This window comes from Cnuibacter sp. UC19_7, from assembly GCF_042699995.1.
Classification (GTDB): domain Bacteria; phylum Actinomycetota; class Actinomycetes; order Actinomycetales; family Microbacteriaceae; genus Cnuibacter.
In genome coordinates, this window is the sequence record NZ_CP170560.1 from 302605 (window position 1) to 315575 (window position 12971).

General features: G+C 70.7%; 16 protein-coding genes. 10 read left to right on the forward strand and 6 right to left on the reverse strand.

Annotated features, from left to right (window positions below; translation table 11 throughout):
• Window positions 1-159 precede the first annotated feature (159 nt).
• The 3 genes from ACFJGV_RS01490 (at window position 160) to ACFJGV_RS01500 (ending at window position 2259) form a co-directional block, all read left to right on the forward strand.
• Complete coding sequence (locus tag ACFJGV_RS01490) at window positions 160-1050, forward strand: SDR family oxidoreductase (protein ID WP_378146280.1); 891 nt, start codon at window positions 160-162, stop codon at window positions 1048-1050.
• Between the two features lie 12 nt (window positions 1051-1062).
• The gene (locus tag ACFJGV_RS01495) at window positions 1063-1863 is read left to right on the forward strand and encodes an SDR family NAD(P)-dependent oxidoreductase (protein ID WP_378146282.1); all 801 of its coding nucleotides are present in this window, start codon (window positions 1063-1065) and stop codon (window positions 1861-1863) included.
• A 102-nt stretch (window positions 1864-1965) separates the two neighbouring features.
• Window positions 1966-2259 carry a hypothetical protein gene (locus tag ACFJGV_RS01500; protein WP_378146284.1) on the forward strand — a complete coding sequence of 98 codons (294 nt, stop codon included), beginning with the start codon at window positions 1966-1968 and terminating at the stop codon, window positions 2257-2259.
• A 98-nt stretch (window positions 2260-2357) separates the two neighbouring features.
• Here the strand turns inward: ACFJGV_RS01500 and ACFJGV_RS01505 are convergent, their stop codons facing one another.
• Window positions 2358-2654 carry a DUF2277 domain-containing protein gene (locus ACFJGV_RS01505; RefSeq protein ID WP_378146286.1) on the reverse strand — a complete coding sequence of 99 codons (297 nt, stop codon included), beginning with the start codon at window positions 2652-2654 and terminating at the stop codon, window positions 2358-2360.
• Between the two features lie 73 nt (window positions 2655-2727).
• Window positions 2728-3096: a VOC family protein gene (locus tag ACFJGV_RS01510; protein WP_378146288.1), complete on the reverse strand. Its 369-nt coding sequence runs from the start codon at window positions 3094-3096 to the stop codon at window positions 2728-2730.
• Between the two features lie 65 nt (window positions 3097-3161).
• Here ACFJGV_RS01510 and ACFJGV_RS01515 point away from each other — a divergent pair, with 65 nt between their 5' ends.
• Genes ACFJGV_RS01515 through ACFJGV_RS01525 form a run of 3 tightly spaced genes read left to right on the forward strand, consistent with a single transcriptional unit; the run spans window position 3162 to window position 4338 of the window.
• Entirely contained in the window at window positions 3162-3617 is a 456-nt protein-coding gene (locus ACFJGV_RS01515; RefSeq protein WP_378146290.1) for a MarR family winged helix-turn-helix transcriptional regulator, read from the forward strand.
• 32 nt (window positions 3618-3649) lie between these two features.
• Window positions 3650-4054, forward strand: a complete 405-nt coding sequence (locus ACFJGV_RS01520; protein WP_378146292.1) for a VOC family protein — start codon at window positions 3650-3652, stop codon at window positions 4052-4054.
• Window positions 4051-4338 (forward strand): winged helix-turn-helix transcriptional regulator, encoded by a 288-nt coding sequence (locus ACFJGV_RS01525; RefSeq protein ID WP_378146294.1) that lies wholly within the window; start codon window positions 4051-4053, stop codon window positions 4336-4338. Before ACFJGV_RS01520 ends, ACFJGV_RS01525 begins: the two co-directional genes overlap by 4 nt.
• Here the strand turns inward: ACFJGV_RS01525 and ACFJGV_RS01530 are convergent, their stop codons facing one another.
• The 3 genes from ACFJGV_RS01530 to ACFJGV_RS01540 form a co-directional block, all read right to left on the reverse strand.
• Window positions 4339-5511 (reverse strand): GrpB family protein, encoded by a 1173-nt coding sequence (locus ACFJGV_RS01530; RefSeq protein WP_378146296.1) that lies wholly within the window; start codon window positions 5509-5511, stop codon window positions 4339-4341.
• Between the two features lie 141 nt (window positions 5512-5652).
• Window positions 5653-7044 carry a DUF222 domain-containing protein gene (locus ACFJGV_RS01535; RefSeq protein ID WP_378146298.1) on the reverse strand — a complete coding sequence of 464 codons (1392 nt, stop codon included), beginning with the start codon at window positions 7042-7044 and terminating at the stop codon, window positions 5653-5655.
• Between the two features lie 77 nt (window positions 7045-7121).
• Window positions 7122-8024 (reverse strand): DUF808 domain-containing protein, encoded by a 903-nt coding sequence (locus ACFJGV_RS01540; RefSeq protein ID WP_378146300.1) that lies wholly within the window; start codon window positions 8022-8024, stop codon window positions 7122-7124.
• Between the two features lie 164 nt (window positions 8025-8188).
• On the opposite strand from ACFJGV_RS01540, the gene dinB reads away from it, so the two are divergent.
• Window positions 8189-9382 (forward strand): DNA polymerase IV, encoded by a 1194-nt coding sequence (gene dinB, locus ACFJGV_RS01545; RefSeq protein WP_378146302.1) that lies wholly within the window; start codon window positions 8189-8191, stop codon window positions 9380-9382.
• A 38-nt stretch (window positions 9383-9420) separates the two neighbouring features.
• Here the strand turns inward: dinB and ACFJGV_RS01550 are convergent, their stop codons facing one another.
• Window positions 9421-9771, reverse strand: coding sequence for an ATP-dependent DNA ligase (locus ACFJGV_RS01550; RefSeq protein WP_378146304.1), 351 nt, complete (start codon window positions 9769-9771; stop codon window positions 9421-9423).
• 111 nt (window positions 9772-9882) lie between these two features.
• On the opposite strand from ACFJGV_RS01550, the gene ACFJGV_RS01555 reads away from it, so the two are divergent.
• The 3 genes from ACFJGV_RS01555 (at window position 9883) to ACFJGV_RS01565 (ending at window position 12878) form a co-directional block, all read left to right on the forward strand.
• Complete coding sequence (locus ACFJGV_RS01555; protein WP_378146306.1) at window positions 9883-10329, forward strand: hypothetical protein; 447 nt, start codon at window positions 9883-9885, stop codon at window positions 10327-10329.
• Window positions 10330-10458: 129 nt separating this feature from the next.
• A complete protein-coding gene (locus ACFJGV_RS01560) occupies window positions 10459-11397 on the forward strand; it encodes a helix-turn-helix transcriptional regulator (RefSeq protein WP_378146308.1) in 939 nt (312 codons plus the stop codon).
• A gap of 227 nt (window positions 11398-11624) precedes the next feature.
• Window positions 11625-12878 (forward strand): hypothetical protein, encoded by a 1254-nt coding sequence (locus ACFJGV_RS01565; protein ID WP_378146310.1) that lies wholly within the window; start codon window positions 11625-11627, stop codon window positions 12876-12878.
• Window positions 12879-12971 lie beyond the last annotated feature (93 nt).

The window sequence follows — 12971 nt, forward strand, 5'->3', positions numbered from 1 at the left end:
GAGCGCTGACGCTGGCGATCGTGCACTGACGCTCGTACTCGTGTGCGCAATGCCCCTCAGGGCGGGTTCCGGCAAGGGGATGCGCGCAGCAGTGGGGCGGATTCGCAGCCTTCGCAACCCCCGTGGCCGGTCGCGGTGGCCCGACGTACGGTAAGTCGCATGCCTTCCATGTACGACGCCCAGGATCCCATCCACCAGTACCCCGGCCCGCCGTTCCCCGCCCAGCAGCAGAGCGGCCCCGGCGACATCCACGAGATGGACCCGAAGCCCGACCACGGCGAGAAGAGCTACGTCGGCAAGGGCCGTCTCGAGGGACGCAAGGCGATCGTCACGGGCGCCGACTCGGGCATCGGCCGGGCCGTGGCCATCGCCTACGCGCGTGAGGGGGCCGACGTCGTGCTGTCGTACCTGCCCGAGGAGCAGGAGCAGGCCGAGGAGGTCGCCGCGCTCGTGCGCGAGGCCGGACGCAAGGCGGTCCTCCAGCCCGGCGACCTGCAGGACGAACAGGCGAACGTCGCTCTCGTCGAGACCGCTGTCGACGAGCTCGGCGGCATCGACATCCTCGCCCTCATCGCGGGGACCATGCCCACGGTCGACAGCATCGACGACTTCCAGACCGAGACGCTCGACCACGTGCTGAAGACGAACATCTACCCCCTGTTCTGGACGACCAAGGCGGCCTCTCCGCACCTGAAGCCGGGTGCGGCGATCATCACCTGCGCCAGCATCCAGGGCTACGTCCCGTCGCCGCAGCTCGCCGAGTACGCGGTGTCAAAGGCGGGCATCGTGAACTGGACCCGGGCGATGGCCCAGCAGCTCGCGGAGCGCGGCATCCGCGTCAACGGTGTCGCCCCCGGACCGGTGTGGACGCCGCTGCAGCCCGCGTTCGTGCCGAACGAGAAGATCGAGTCGTTCGGCAGCGAGGCCGCCTACGGTCGCCCCGGGCAGCCGGTCGAGCTCGCTCCGCCGTTCGTGCTGCTCGCCTCGCAGGAGGCCAGCTACATCAGCGGCGAGACCATCGCCGTCACGGGCGGCACGCCCACCCACTGACGGGAGCGCACGATGGATCTCGGTCTCTCCGGCCGCGTCGCCCTCGTGACGGGTGGCGACTCCGGCATCGGCTGGCATACCGCTCGACTGCTGCTGTCGGAGGGGGCGACGGTCGTCCTCTCCGACAGGGAGCAGTCACAGCTCGACGCGGCGGCGGCCGAGCTGGACGCGCCCGCCGGGCGGCTGTTCGCTTTCGCCGCCGACGTCACCGACGTCGAGGCTCTCGCTGAGCTCCATCGACGGGTGGCGGAGGCGGTGGGTACCATCGACATCCTCGTGCAGTCCTCCGGGGTGACCGGGGCTCAGGGTCTCTTCCACGAGATCGACGACGAGGGATGGACGTCGACGCTCGAGACCGACCTGATGGGTCCGGTGCGGCTGACGCGCGAGTTCCTGCCCGACCTCCGGTCCGGCGGGTGGGGCCGCCTCGTCTATCTCGTCTCGGAGGACGCGGTGCAGCCGTACGACGACGAGCTGCCGTACTGCTCCGCCAAGGCCGGAGTCCTCGCGCTGGCCAAGGGGCTCTCGCGCTCCTACGCCCTCGAGGGGCTGCTGGTGAACGCGGTGTCGCCGGCCTTCATCCGCACTCCGATGACGGATGTGATGATGCAGAAGCGCAGCGACCAACTCGGGGTGCCGGTGGACGAGGCGATCGAGTCGTTCCTCGACGAGGAACGGCCCCACCTCGAGCTCAAGCGTCGCGGAGAGCCGGAGGAGGTCGCGAACGTCATCGTGTTCCTCTGCTCCGATCGCGCCTCGTTCGTGAACGGGTCGAACTACCGGGTCGATGCGGGGTCGGTCGCCACGATCTGACGGCCCGCGGAAGGCCACCCAGCTGGTGCCGCGATCCGGTGCGGTGGCTGTGGCACACTGGCGACAGGCATCCCGCACCGGGGTCCGGAGACAGGAGCACGTATGGATCTGGGAGAGCTGGGGGCGCAGGGGCTGCCCGCCGCGGTGGCGGAGGCCTACGGCGCGACGACCGTGCAGGAGCTCGCCGATCGACTCGGCGTGAGCACTCCGCCTGGGCCGGGATTCTCTGCCGAGGCCGACGCCGCCTGGAGTGCGCTGAAGTCGGGCGACGTGGCGCCGGCCCGCCGTGTGCTGGTCGAGCGCCTCGGCGTCAGTGAGGAGCGCGCCGAGGAGGCCCTGGCGAAGGCGCCGGTCGCGGTCGCCGCGTTCTCCCGGCCCGGTCGTCACGCCGCCTGACCCGATGTCGCCGCGCGCCTGACCTGACGTCGCAGCGCGCCTGACCCGACGTCGTCACGCCGCCTCACCCGAGGTCGTCCGCGCTGGGCGCTGCGGCCTCAGGCCGTGGCGGTCCGGATGCGGACCTCGCGCTCCATGCGCTTCTCGTGACGCTCGCGGCCCTTCAGCGCCTCGCGTTCGCGATCGTGCGGCGGTGCGTTCGTCACCAGCCCGTCGAGCAGCCGTCGTGTCGCCGCGGCGATCTCGTCGACCGCCTGGTCGAAGGCGGCGGTGTTCGCGCGGGAGGGGCGCGTCGAGCCGCTCACCTTGCGGACGAACTGGAGCGCCGCCTCCCGCACCTCGTCGTCGTTCGTCGGCGGGTCGAAGTTGTGGAGCATCCGGATGTTCCTGCACATGCGGCAGAGGATACCCTCGGGAGCCGGGCCCTGTCAGGCCCTGCCCCTCGTCGTCAGGCGCCTCCCCTCGTCGTCAGGCTCGGTCGTGCAGCGTGACGTGGTATCCGTCGGGGTCGGCGAAGGTGAAGGTGCGCCCGAACGGCCCGTCGATGGGGTCGGCGACGATGGCGTGGCCGTCGGCCGCGAGTGCATCGTGGATCTCCTGCACGCCGGTGGCGTGGAGCCAGATCGCCGCGCCGATCCCGGGGCGGTCGGCGCCGTCGAGGTCGGTGCCGGGGACGATGTCGCGGAGCGCGAAGGCGATGGGTGTCGTCTGGAACACGACGGCGTGGGGCGGGCCGGCGGGGGAGCGCACGAGCCCCAGGTACTTCTCGTAGAACGCCTGGGATGCGTCGAGATCGCGGACCTGCAGCGAGACGAAGTCGGGGCCGGTGACGGGCATGGGGATCTCCTCGGTTCGAATGTGTCAGTTATCTGACACCATCTAGTGTATGTCAGAATACTGACATGACGCAAGACGGACGCGGGATCGAGCTGAAGACGTCGTTGGGGTATCTCGTCAAGGAGGTCTCGAGTGTGCTGCGCGCCGAGATGGAGGAGGTGCTCCGCCCGCTGGGCATGACGGTCACGCACTACTCGTGTCTCGAGCTCCTGTCGCAGCGGCCTGGTCTGTCGAACTCGGAGCTGGCGCGGGGGGCGTTCGTCACGCGGCAGTCGATGAACGTGCTGCTTCAGGCGCTGGAGCGTGACGGGATCGTGGAGCGGTCTCCCGAGGCGGCGGTGGGCAAGGTGCTGCCCACCCGGCTCACCCCCCGCGGTCGGCGCAGTCTCGAGAAGGCCTCGGCCGCCGTGCGGTCGGTGGAGGAGCGGATGCTGAGCGGGCTGACCGAGGCCGAGCGCTCCGAGGCGCGCCGGATCCTCCGGGGCATGGTGGTGTCCCTCCGGCAGCGTGACGGGGCTTGACGACGCACTTCACTTTTGGAAGTATCAGCGTCATGAGCCTCTTCATCACCTGCCCCGTCGAGAGCGTCGACCGGGCCACCGCCTTCTACACGGCCCTCGGCTGGACCCTCAACGCCGAGATGTCCGACCACAACGTGTCGTGCTTCGCGATCGCCCCCGACCAGTACGTGATGCTGGGCAGTCGCGAGATGTACGCGAGCGTCGGGGGAGTGGAGGAGTTGATCGGCGGCCCAGACACACCCTCGAAGGTCACCGTGTCGTTCGACCTCGACAGCCGTGAGGCAGTCGACGAGATGGTCGAGCGTGCGGCGGCCGCCGGCGGCCGGGTCGGCGACACCGACGACTACCCGTTCATGTACCAGCGCCAGTTCGACGACCCGGACGGCTACCACTACTCGCCGTTCTGGATGAAGCCGGACGCCGCATCTGCTCCGTGAGCGACCTCGCCGCCGCGCTCGAGATCGTCGGTCCGCGGTGGGCGCTGCTCATCGTGCGTCGGCTGCTCGACGGGCCGCAGCGGTACGGCGATCTGCAGCGCGATCTCGGGGTCGGGACGAACATCCTCGCCACTCGGTTGCGGGAGCTCGAGGAGGCGGGGGTGCTGATCCGCCTGCCGCTCAAGCACAATACGCGGGCGTACGCCCTGACGGAGCGCGGGCTCGCGTTGCGCGAGGCGGTGGAGGCGCTGGAACGGTGGGGAGCGGGAGGCGTCTCGGCCTGACTAGGGAAGGTCGCGGGCCGCTGCCGGATCCGCGTCTCGCGCGTTCGCTCGTGCGGCGATCCTCGCGCGGGTGCGGATGCCGACGATGACGTCGGTCTTCGCGTCCGCGTAGTCGTTCATGTCGTCCCACCGCCTCTCGAGGAGCGCTCGCTTCGTCTGCTCGTAGAGCGCGCGATCGGTGGGGTGCGTGCGAAGACGATCGCGCAGGAGCAGGTAGTCCTCGACCGCGGGATCATCGTGCGCGTAGACGTGCACATGCGCGTCGCGGCTCGGTGTGCGGACGAGCCGGTGACGCGGCTCGCGGACGCGGAGCACGTATCCCGCCGCGAGGAGCGGCTCGAGGTAGTCCTCCTCGGCGGTGATGTCGTCGACAGTGACGAGGATGTCGACGATGGGCTTCGCCGCCAGGCCCGGGACGGCCGTGGAGCCGATGTGCTCGATGCCGACCGCTGTCGACCCGAGCGCTTCGCGGATGCGCTCCCGGTGTGCGAGGAACGTCTCCGGCCAGCGGGCGTCGTACTCCTGGAGCTCGACCTCGAGGCGCTCGGGGCCGCCGATGATGTCGACCTCCGTGACGTCGGGGCGGCGGGGCGTGCTGGGGGAGTTCATGTCCTCATTCTCACCGGGCCGGGGTGTGCTGCTCTCGGCACGATGGGCGCGGTAGACGAGAACGGCCGACACGAGCAGGACGGTGGCGCCGATCCACCCGCTGGCGTCACGCAGGGAGGGCACGGCGAAGAGTGCGAGGCCCCCGATGCCGACGAGCGCACTGGCCAGGACGGCATAGACGCGCATCCCGTAGAGGGAGATGAACATCAGGTAGTGGGCGCCCACGATGACGAGAGAGGCGGGGAGGAACAGAGACGGTGCGACGCTGCCGAGTGCGATCGCCACGAGCAGTCCGAGCGGCACGGTGAGGGCCACCTGTGTCGCGAGTGCGTTGGACGGGTGTCCCTTGGGAAGGAGTGCCGGCCCTCGCATCGCCTTGAGGACGAGCGAGCTGAGGGGAAAGATCAGCATTCCACCGAAGAACAGCACGGCCATGGCGGCGGAGACCGACCACCACTGAGCAACAGCCGATGCCGCTGTCCAGACCACCGCCGACACGAGCGGCCCCGCGAAGCCGCCCCGGTAGACGCGGCGAACATCCTGTTGGGCTGCGGTGATGTCCATGTGTTCATCCTCGCAGTGGCTCGAGGTGTTTCGACATCGCCTCTGGGCATGCCTCACCGCCACCTCTCGCCGAGGGCGGCCCGATGTGACTCGGCCGGGCAGCGGTCAGAGGTGAGGGGCGGCGCCGGGGTGGCCGGTGCGTCAGTAGGGTGGCGGGCCGGTCGGCGGCGAGGTGTTGCGGATGCGCTCCAGGGTCTCGCGGGCTCGGCGGGCGCCCTCGAGGAGGGCCCGGGCCGCCGGGTGGGTCTCGGCGGTGCGGCCGAGGGGGCTGACCCAGGTGAGGGTGCGGTCGTCGTCTTGGGTGACATCCCAGCCGGTGGCCTGCTTCAGGCGGTGGTGGCCGCGGCACAGGTGGCTGAGGTTGGTGGTGGCGGTGTCGCCGTCGTACTGCCAGTCGATCGTGTGGTCGGCGTCGCACGCCGAGGCGGGGCGGCCGCAGCCGGGGAAACGGCAGATCTCATCCTCGAGGCGGAGGCGTCGGCGCATCGCCGCCGGGACGCGGTACGACTCGCGCCCGACGGAGACGATGTCGCCGGTATCGGGACGCGTCAGGACGCGGGTGAAGGTGGGGGAGAGGCCGGCCAACCGCCGGGCGGTGTCCGGACAGATCGGGCCGTATCCGGTGAGGATGCCCGGCTCCTGCTCGCTTCCCGCATCCGCAGGGCTCGCATCCGCAGGGCCCGCATCCGCTGAGCGTGCGCCGGCGAGCGTCAGGGCGGGCACCGTCACCATGAGTGCGACCGGGACGGCGCCGAGCGTGGCCGCTGGCCCGCCCAACAGCAGATCGACCGCGGCATCGACCCGCAGCTGCCCGATCGTGCGCTCCTCGTCGGCGGTGTTCAACGCCCGGGCATGCGCGTCGAGGCGCTGCTCGATGGCGTAGACGTTCTCGGCCGAGGTGGTGAGGTGCAGCGACGCCATCCCGTCCCACCCTGGTTCGAGCCAGACGGAGCGCTCCTCGAACGCCTGCCTGGTCCGTACCGTGATCGACTCGGGGTGCAGGCGCTCCCGCAGCCGAGTGGCCGTCGTGTGGAAGCGCGAAGGATTCAGCGTCTGCGCCAGGGGGAGCACCGCGGCCTCGAATGCGGCACGGGGCGCTCCCTCGGGGAGGGAGCAGGCCTGGGTCACGATCTTCCTCGCGTGCTGGCGAGAGATCGTGCCGGAGCTCAGCGCTTCGAGGGTGGCCGGCAGCTCGCGCACGAGGGTCTCGGCGTCGCCCGTGTCGGCGTGCACGCTCTTCTCGGACACACGGAGCGCGGTCGCGATCTCCGCCGCCATCGAGCGGCGCTCCATCGCCCTGCCCTCCGCCGGCCGGTCAGGGTGCAGCAGCGCCGCTCCTCGGTCGGTGAGGACCGCATACTCGGCCAGGACGCGCATCCGCTCCGCCTCGAGCGCGGCCGCCTGGCGATGAAGGTGCTCCAGGCGGCTCAGGAGCCGTTCCTGCCCGCGCCGGACGCGGACGACACTCGGATGGAGCGCGCGCGGAGCCTCGAACCGGGGCCCCCGGCCGAGTTCGCCTCGCATCGCTTCCATGAGAGAAACTCAACCATGCACCACCGACACTGACGGAAGTACCACGACGACGGCGGGCGCGACGCCCGATCCGCGCCTCAGTGCGCGGCGGTCGTCGCGGTGGAGCTGCGGCGGAGGAGCCGCGAGATCCCCAGCACGATCCCGACGACGACGAGCCCGAGCAGCATCCCGAACACGGCCGAGTACACGGTGTCGGCGAGCCACACCACCACGGGGCCGGCGGCCTCGATCGCGTGGGTGACGACGTGCAGCAGATCGTAGGGGCCGGTCCAGAGCGTGTCGGCCAGGTTCGCCACCACGAGGTGGCCGCCCACCCAGAGCATCGCGACCGTGCCGACCACGCTGATCACGCGGAAGACCGCGGGCATCGAGGCGACGATCCGGACACCGGTGCGTCGCACCTTCCGCGCCGGGTTCTTCATCATCTGGAGACCGATGTCGTCGATCTTCACGAGCAGCGCCACCGCGCCGTAGACGAGCGCGGTCATCCCGAGCGCGATCACGGCGAGCGCTCCCAGCGTCCCCCAGAATCCGAGGCCCGTCTCGAGGCTGTCGAGGGCGATCAGCATGATCTCGGTGCTCAGGATGAGGTCGGTGCGGATCGCGCCGAACACCAGCTTGCGCTCGTCGCGCGCGCCCTCCTCCGAGGCGTCGGGCCCGTGATGCAGCCCGAACCACTCGAGCACCTTCTCCGCGCCCTCGAAGCAGAGATACGTGCCGCCGATGATCAGCAGGAACGGCAGCACCCAGGGTGCGAACGCCGTGAGCAGCAGGGCTGCCGGGATGATGATGATGAACTTGTTGAACAGGCTCCCCAGCGCGATGTTGCGCACCACCGGCAGCTCGCGGGCGGGCGAGAGCCCCTGCACGTACTGCGGGGTCACCGCGGCATCGTCGATCACGACACCAGCGGTCTTCGCGCTCGCCTTCAGGGCTGCGGTCAGGATGTCGTCCACCACCGCGAGCAGGCCGACCGACATCATTGACTCCTCGGGGAAGGGGGACACAGGATTGGGGATTCGTCACCTCCGGGGTGACGGGTTCCACAGTACCGGGGATGGCCCCAGGACGGCCGCCCGGGAGAGGCTGTCCGTGTCGGTGGTGCCTGCGACGATCCGTGATACCAGGACGGAGGGAGGCGGGCATGAGAGGCGAGGCGACGGTGCTCCACGCCGACCTCGACGCGTTCTACGCCTCGGTGGAGCAGCGCGATGCGCCCGAGCTGCGGGGCCGACCCGTCATCGTCGGGGGTGGCGTGGTGCTCGCGGCGAGCTACGAGGCCAAGGCCCGGGGTGTCCGCACGGCGATGGGCGGGCGCCAGGCGCGCGACCTCTGTCCCGACGCCGTCGTGGTGTCCCCGCGCATGGAGGCCTACTCGGCGGCGAGCCGCGACGTGTTCTCGATCTTCCGCGACACCACACCGCTCGTCGAGGGGCTCTCCATCGACGAGGCGTTCCTCGAGGTCGGCGGCCTCCGCAGGCTCGCGGGCACCCCTGAGGAGATCGCGGTCCAGCTGCGACGGCGGGTCCGCGCCGAGGTGGGCCTGGCCATCTCGGTCGGTGTGGCGCGGACGAAGTTCCTCGCCAAGGTCGCCAGCGCGGTGAGCAAGCCCGACGGGCTCCTCGTGGTCGAACCGGATCGCGAGCAGTCGTTCCTCCTCCCGCTGCCGGTCGAGCGGCTGTGGGGCGTCGGTGCGGTGACCGCCGAGAAGCTCTACCGTCTCGGCATCCGCACGGTCGGCGAGCTGGCCGAGCTCGAGGCGGCCACGGCCGAGAGGCTGCTCGGCCGCGCGGTCGGCGCTCATCTGCACGCCCTGGCGCGTCTCCGCGATCCGCGACCGGTCGACTCCACCCGCCGTCGCCGCTCGATCGGCTCGCAGAGGGCCCTCGGCAGCCGGCCCCGCACGGCCGACGAGCTCGATCTCATCCTCACCCAGATCGTCGATCGGCTCGCGCGTCGGCTCCGCGAGGGCGGGAGGGTGTGCCGCACCGTCGTCCTCCGGCTCCGCTTCGGCGACTTCGTGAAGGCGACGAGGTCGCACACGGTCCGCCCCACCGATCGCACGTCGGTGCTGCTCGAGGTCGCCAGAGCGCTGCTCGCCGCCGCGCGCGCCGAGATCGAGGAGCGGGGCATCACGCTGATCGGGTTGTCGCTGGCTCAGCTCTCCGCGGTCGACGGGCTGCAGCCGGAGCTGCCGATCGACTGGGGTGAGGGCGCTGGGCTCGATACGGTCCTCGACTCCGTGCACGAGCGCTTCGGCGCCGAGTCGCTGTCGCGCGCGGCGCAGCTCGGACGCGACCCGGGGTGGTCCACGCCTCTGCTCCCCGAGCACGAGTAGAGCACGAGTAGAGCACGCGCGAGCCGGCCGCGCCCTGCTCAGGCGCCGCTGGCGGAGATCGGGTTGTTGTGGCCCACCGGGATGTCGTCGTCGGTGGCCGGCTCGGCGACCAGCTGGAGACCGCCGGGCTTGTTGGCCTCGAGCATGAGCGCGTCGACCCAGGCGTTGTTGATCTGAGGTCGGCGGTGTCCGTAGTACTTGAACGTCAGATCGACCATCGGGTGGATCCACGTCGTGGTCCGTCCGTCGCCCGAATCCGCGCTGTCGCGCCAGCTGAACAGCATCGACTCTCCACGTCGGACCTTCGCTCCGATGACGACCTGCAGGTGCGCGAGCACCCGATCGTCGAACTCGACCGCCACGTGCGGTCCGCACAGGAACTTTCCCACGGTGGCCTCCTTCGTGACTCCAGCTTGGCATCCGCCGGGGACCACGTGAAGGCCCGGAGGCTCGAGCCGCGTGCTCAGCGCGATCCTGCCACCCCGGTGCAGGATGGGCGCATGAGCGAGAACGGCCCCGTCTTCAGCATCGACCGGATGGACGTCGGGCCGGAGGACCTGCCGCCCCAGCTGCCGGCCCGAGCGCGACTGGTCCGGGTGGTCGCAGGGCCCGACCGGCCCGACTACTGCCTCGCACTGGCGAGCGAGCCTCTCCGCCACCGGACGTCGCTGGAGCAGCTCGGCGCCGCAGGGGTCGACCCTGCCGCGGCCGATCCGCAGATGATCAGGGTGCACGAGGACGGGACGGTCGACCTCCTCGTGTTCGGTCTGGTGCTCGCAGCCCGGGTGCAGGGGGAGCAGCTCCACGCCGGGATGCGCGACCTCCCTGCCGGGCTCGCCTACGTCGTCGACAACACCCTCCTGCGCGACGAGTCCCTCGACCTCCGCAAGGCCCTGTATGTCGCGGTCGTCGACATCACGGACAGGTCAGGGGAGTCCGAAGGCTGAGACCGCGGCCGCGCGAGCCGCCTTCCATGTCCGAAGGGCAATCACTGCCGCGCTTCGCTCCGAATGACCACCGAGGCGCACTGCGGAGGCGGCGGGCGTCGGTGAGGAGCGGGGCGCCGAGTGGTGAGGATGTGGAACCATGTCACGCGCGACCCCGCCGAGGCGGCGGAGACCCTGAGTGGGGAGTTCCCCCGTCTGACCCTGACGACGGACGACGACGACCTGTTCGCGTTCCGTCATTCGGGGAGGGCGGAGGACAGGTGGGCCATCCGGCGTCTCGCCATCCGCGGTTCTGCGGCGCTGATCGGATCGGTCGCCGAGACCTACGGCGTCGGCCGGGTCCGCTCCGGCAGAGCCGCACTGGACTACGCGGCCCACGGGGTCGACACCGGCCGGCCGTTCCTCCGACCGCTGGGCCACTCCACCCTGCTGATCGAGAGCGCCGCACTGGAACTCGTCACGCTCGATCAGGCTGCGTTCCGGCGCTACGCGCCCCGCTATCTCGTCGGCACGGACCTGGGGCTGACCGTCCCGTCGGCCGCGGACACCGCACCGGTGAGTGCCGCGGCCGAGCGGTTCTGGGACGCCGCGCGGGTGTATGTGGCAGAGATCCTCGCCGATCCCGAGCTGGTGTCCTCCGACATCGTCCGTGACCAGCTCTACGACCTGCTGCTGCGGACGTTCCTCCACTGCTTCCCCGTCACCTCCGACACGCGTACCGCGCCAGGCGCCCGCACGGCGGTCCTGCCGGCGACCATCCGACGTGTGCTCCAGCACATCGACGAGCACTCCGCCGAGGCGGTCACCGTCGCCGATCTCGCCGAGGTGGGGCGGCTGTCGGTCCGCGCCGTGCAGGACGGCGTCCGTCGCTACACGGGGCTGACCCCGCTGCAGTACCTCCGCGATCGCCGACTCGACGCCGCGCACGCCCAGCTGATCGCGTCCGACCCCGCCACCGTGAACGTGGCCGCGGTGGCGCGCGGATGCGGCTTCGCGCACATGCCGCGCTTCGCCCGCGACTACCGTCTCCGGTTCGGCGAGAACCCCCGAGACACCCTCCGCTCGTGAGGGGGCTCTGTGCAAGTCCCTCCGGCTCCGTGCGACTCCCTCCGGCTCCGTGCGCCTGCCGGGCGATCGCCTCGATCCCCGCAACGCGCCTCATAGCCACCGAACGATCGCGGATGCGATGAATGGCAGCGGGTTCTCAGCGGACTCTAGGAGGGCTCCCGGTTCGTGCTTACGGTGGCGACACGCCTCGGCGTACCCCTCCATCCCATGATCCTGAAGGAACACCTGTGCGCACCTCCCCTTCGCCGAGGCGACCGCTGTCGTCTCGCCTGGCGTTGATCGGCACCGCCGCCGTCCTCGCCGCCGTCCCGGTCTTCGCCTCCGCTGCGGCCGCGAACGCCGACGACAGCTTCGCCGTCACCACCCCGACCCAGGGACAGGTGGGTGTGCCGGAGTACTTCCCGAACACCGCGCAGTTCGCGGGGACCGGACTCTCCGCCGGCAACCACGTCGACGTGCAGTACGTCACCGGCGACGGATCGCTGCACACCGCGATCTACGGCGGCAACACCCGCGCCGACGACGGCTCGTGGACCACCGTGGCCAACTTCGACCTGCTCGGCGTGGGACAGACGCAGGTCGTCAGCACGGTCGAGGAGGTCGCCGAGGACGGCACCATCCTCCAGTCGCGTGCTCTCACGTTCACTCTCGCGGTCGCGCCCAATCCCGCGAACCCGTTCACCGTCACCACCCCGTACGTGACGGAGACCGTCGACTCCGCGACTCCGACGTTCACCGGCACCGGTGAGCCCGGCGCGGAGATCGTGATCACCTACGGTGCGCGCAGCCTCACCACCGCCGAGGCGGGTCGAGGGATCGTGGATGCTCAGGGGAACTTCTCCATCGTCACCGACTTCAGTCGTCTGGAGCCCGGTGCCGGCACCGAGGCCCAGGGTGGCGTCGGCGCGATCTTCACCCAGACCCTGAACGGCCAGCCCGTTCCCGGGGCCGACCAGAAGTCGATCCTCTTCTACTTCGCGGAGGCTCCCGTCCCGCTGATCCCGCTCACCCTCACGGTCGACCCGACCTCGCTCACCGTCGCCGACGTCACCGCCGCCGACAAGGGCGTCGCGATCTCCGCCACAGGGTTCAGCCCCAACGAGGGCCTCACCGCGACGCTCACCGGCCCTGACGGTGTCGTTGTCGAGATCTCGGGCTCCGGATCCCTCTTCGCGGATGACGAGGACGGCAGCTTCTCCGATCGCCTGACCCTCACCGGGGACGTCCTCACCGGTGAGTACACGCTCACCCTGAGCGGCAACCGCAGCGGCCGCGTCGTCAGCGCCGAGTTCGTCGTCCTCGCCGACCCCGCCACCCCGGTCGCTCCGGGCGGCAACGGGGGCAACGCCGTTCCCGCCGGTGCCGGCGGGGGACAGCTGGCGAAGACCGGGTTCGACGCCGCTCCGCTCGGTGTCCTCGCGGGCGGACTGCTCCTCGCGGGCCTGGTCGTCGCCGCCCTGCGACGCCGCGCGCACGCCTGATCTGAACAACGCGACAGCGGTGCCGCATCCAGCCAGGATGCGGCACCGCTGTTCTGCGTCCGTGCCCCGGTCCGCGACCTGGACCCAGGTCCC

Coding starts and splice junctions, on each gene's coding strand:
- ACFJGV_RS01505 (WP_378146286.1), bottom strand. CDS start 2,654: ATGTGCAGGAACATCCGGATGCTCCACAACTTCGACCCGCCGACGAAC.
- ACFJGV_RS01520 (WP_378146292.1), top strand. CDS start 3,650: ATGAGCCTCTTCATCACCTGCCCCGTCGAGAGCGTCGACCGGGCCACC.
- ACFJGV_RS01500 (WP_378146284.1), top strand. CDS start 1,966: ATGGATCTGGGAGAGCTGGGGGCGCAGGGGCTGCCCGCCGCGGTGGCG.
- ACFJGV_RS01490 (WP_378146280.1), top strand. CDS start 160: ATGCCTTCCATGTACGACGCCCAGGATCCCATCCACCAGTACCCCGGC.
- ACFJGV_RS01560 (WP_378146308.1), top strand. CDS start 10,459: ATGTGGAACCATGTCACGCGCGACCCCGCCGAGGCGGCGGAGACCCTG.
- dinB (WP_378146302.1), top strand. CDS start 8,189: ATGAGAGGCGAGGCGACGGTGCTCCACGCCGACCTCGACGCGTTCTAC.
- ACFJGV_RS01555 (WP_378146306.1), top strand. CDS start 9,883: ATGAGCGAGAACGGCCCCGTCTTCAGCATCGACCGGATGGACGTCGGG.
- ACFJGV_RS01530 (WP_378146296.1), bottom strand. CDS start 5,511: ATGGACATCACCGCAGCCCAACAGGATGTTCGCCGCGTCTACCGGGGC.
- ACFJGV_RS01495 (WP_378146282.1), top strand. CDS start 1,063: ATGGATCTCGGTCTCTCCGGCCGCGTCGCCCTCGTGACGGGTGGCGAC.
- ACFJGV_RS01510 (WP_378146288.1), bottom strand. CDS start 3,096: ATGCCCGTCACCGGCCCCGACTTCGTCTCGCTGCAGGTCCGCGATCTC.
- ACFJGV_RS01535 (WP_378146298.1), bottom strand. CDS start 7,044: ATGGAAGCGATGCGAGGCGAACTCGGCCGGGGGCCCCGGTTCGAGGCT.
- ACFJGV_RS01540 (WP_378146300.1), bottom strand. CDS start 8,024: ATGTCGGTCGGCCTGCTCGCGGTGGTGGACGACATCCTGACCGCAGCC.
- ACFJGV_RS01515 (WP_378146290.1), top strand. CDS start 3,162: ATGACGCAAGACGGACGCGGGATCGAGCTGAAGACGTCGTTGGGGTAT.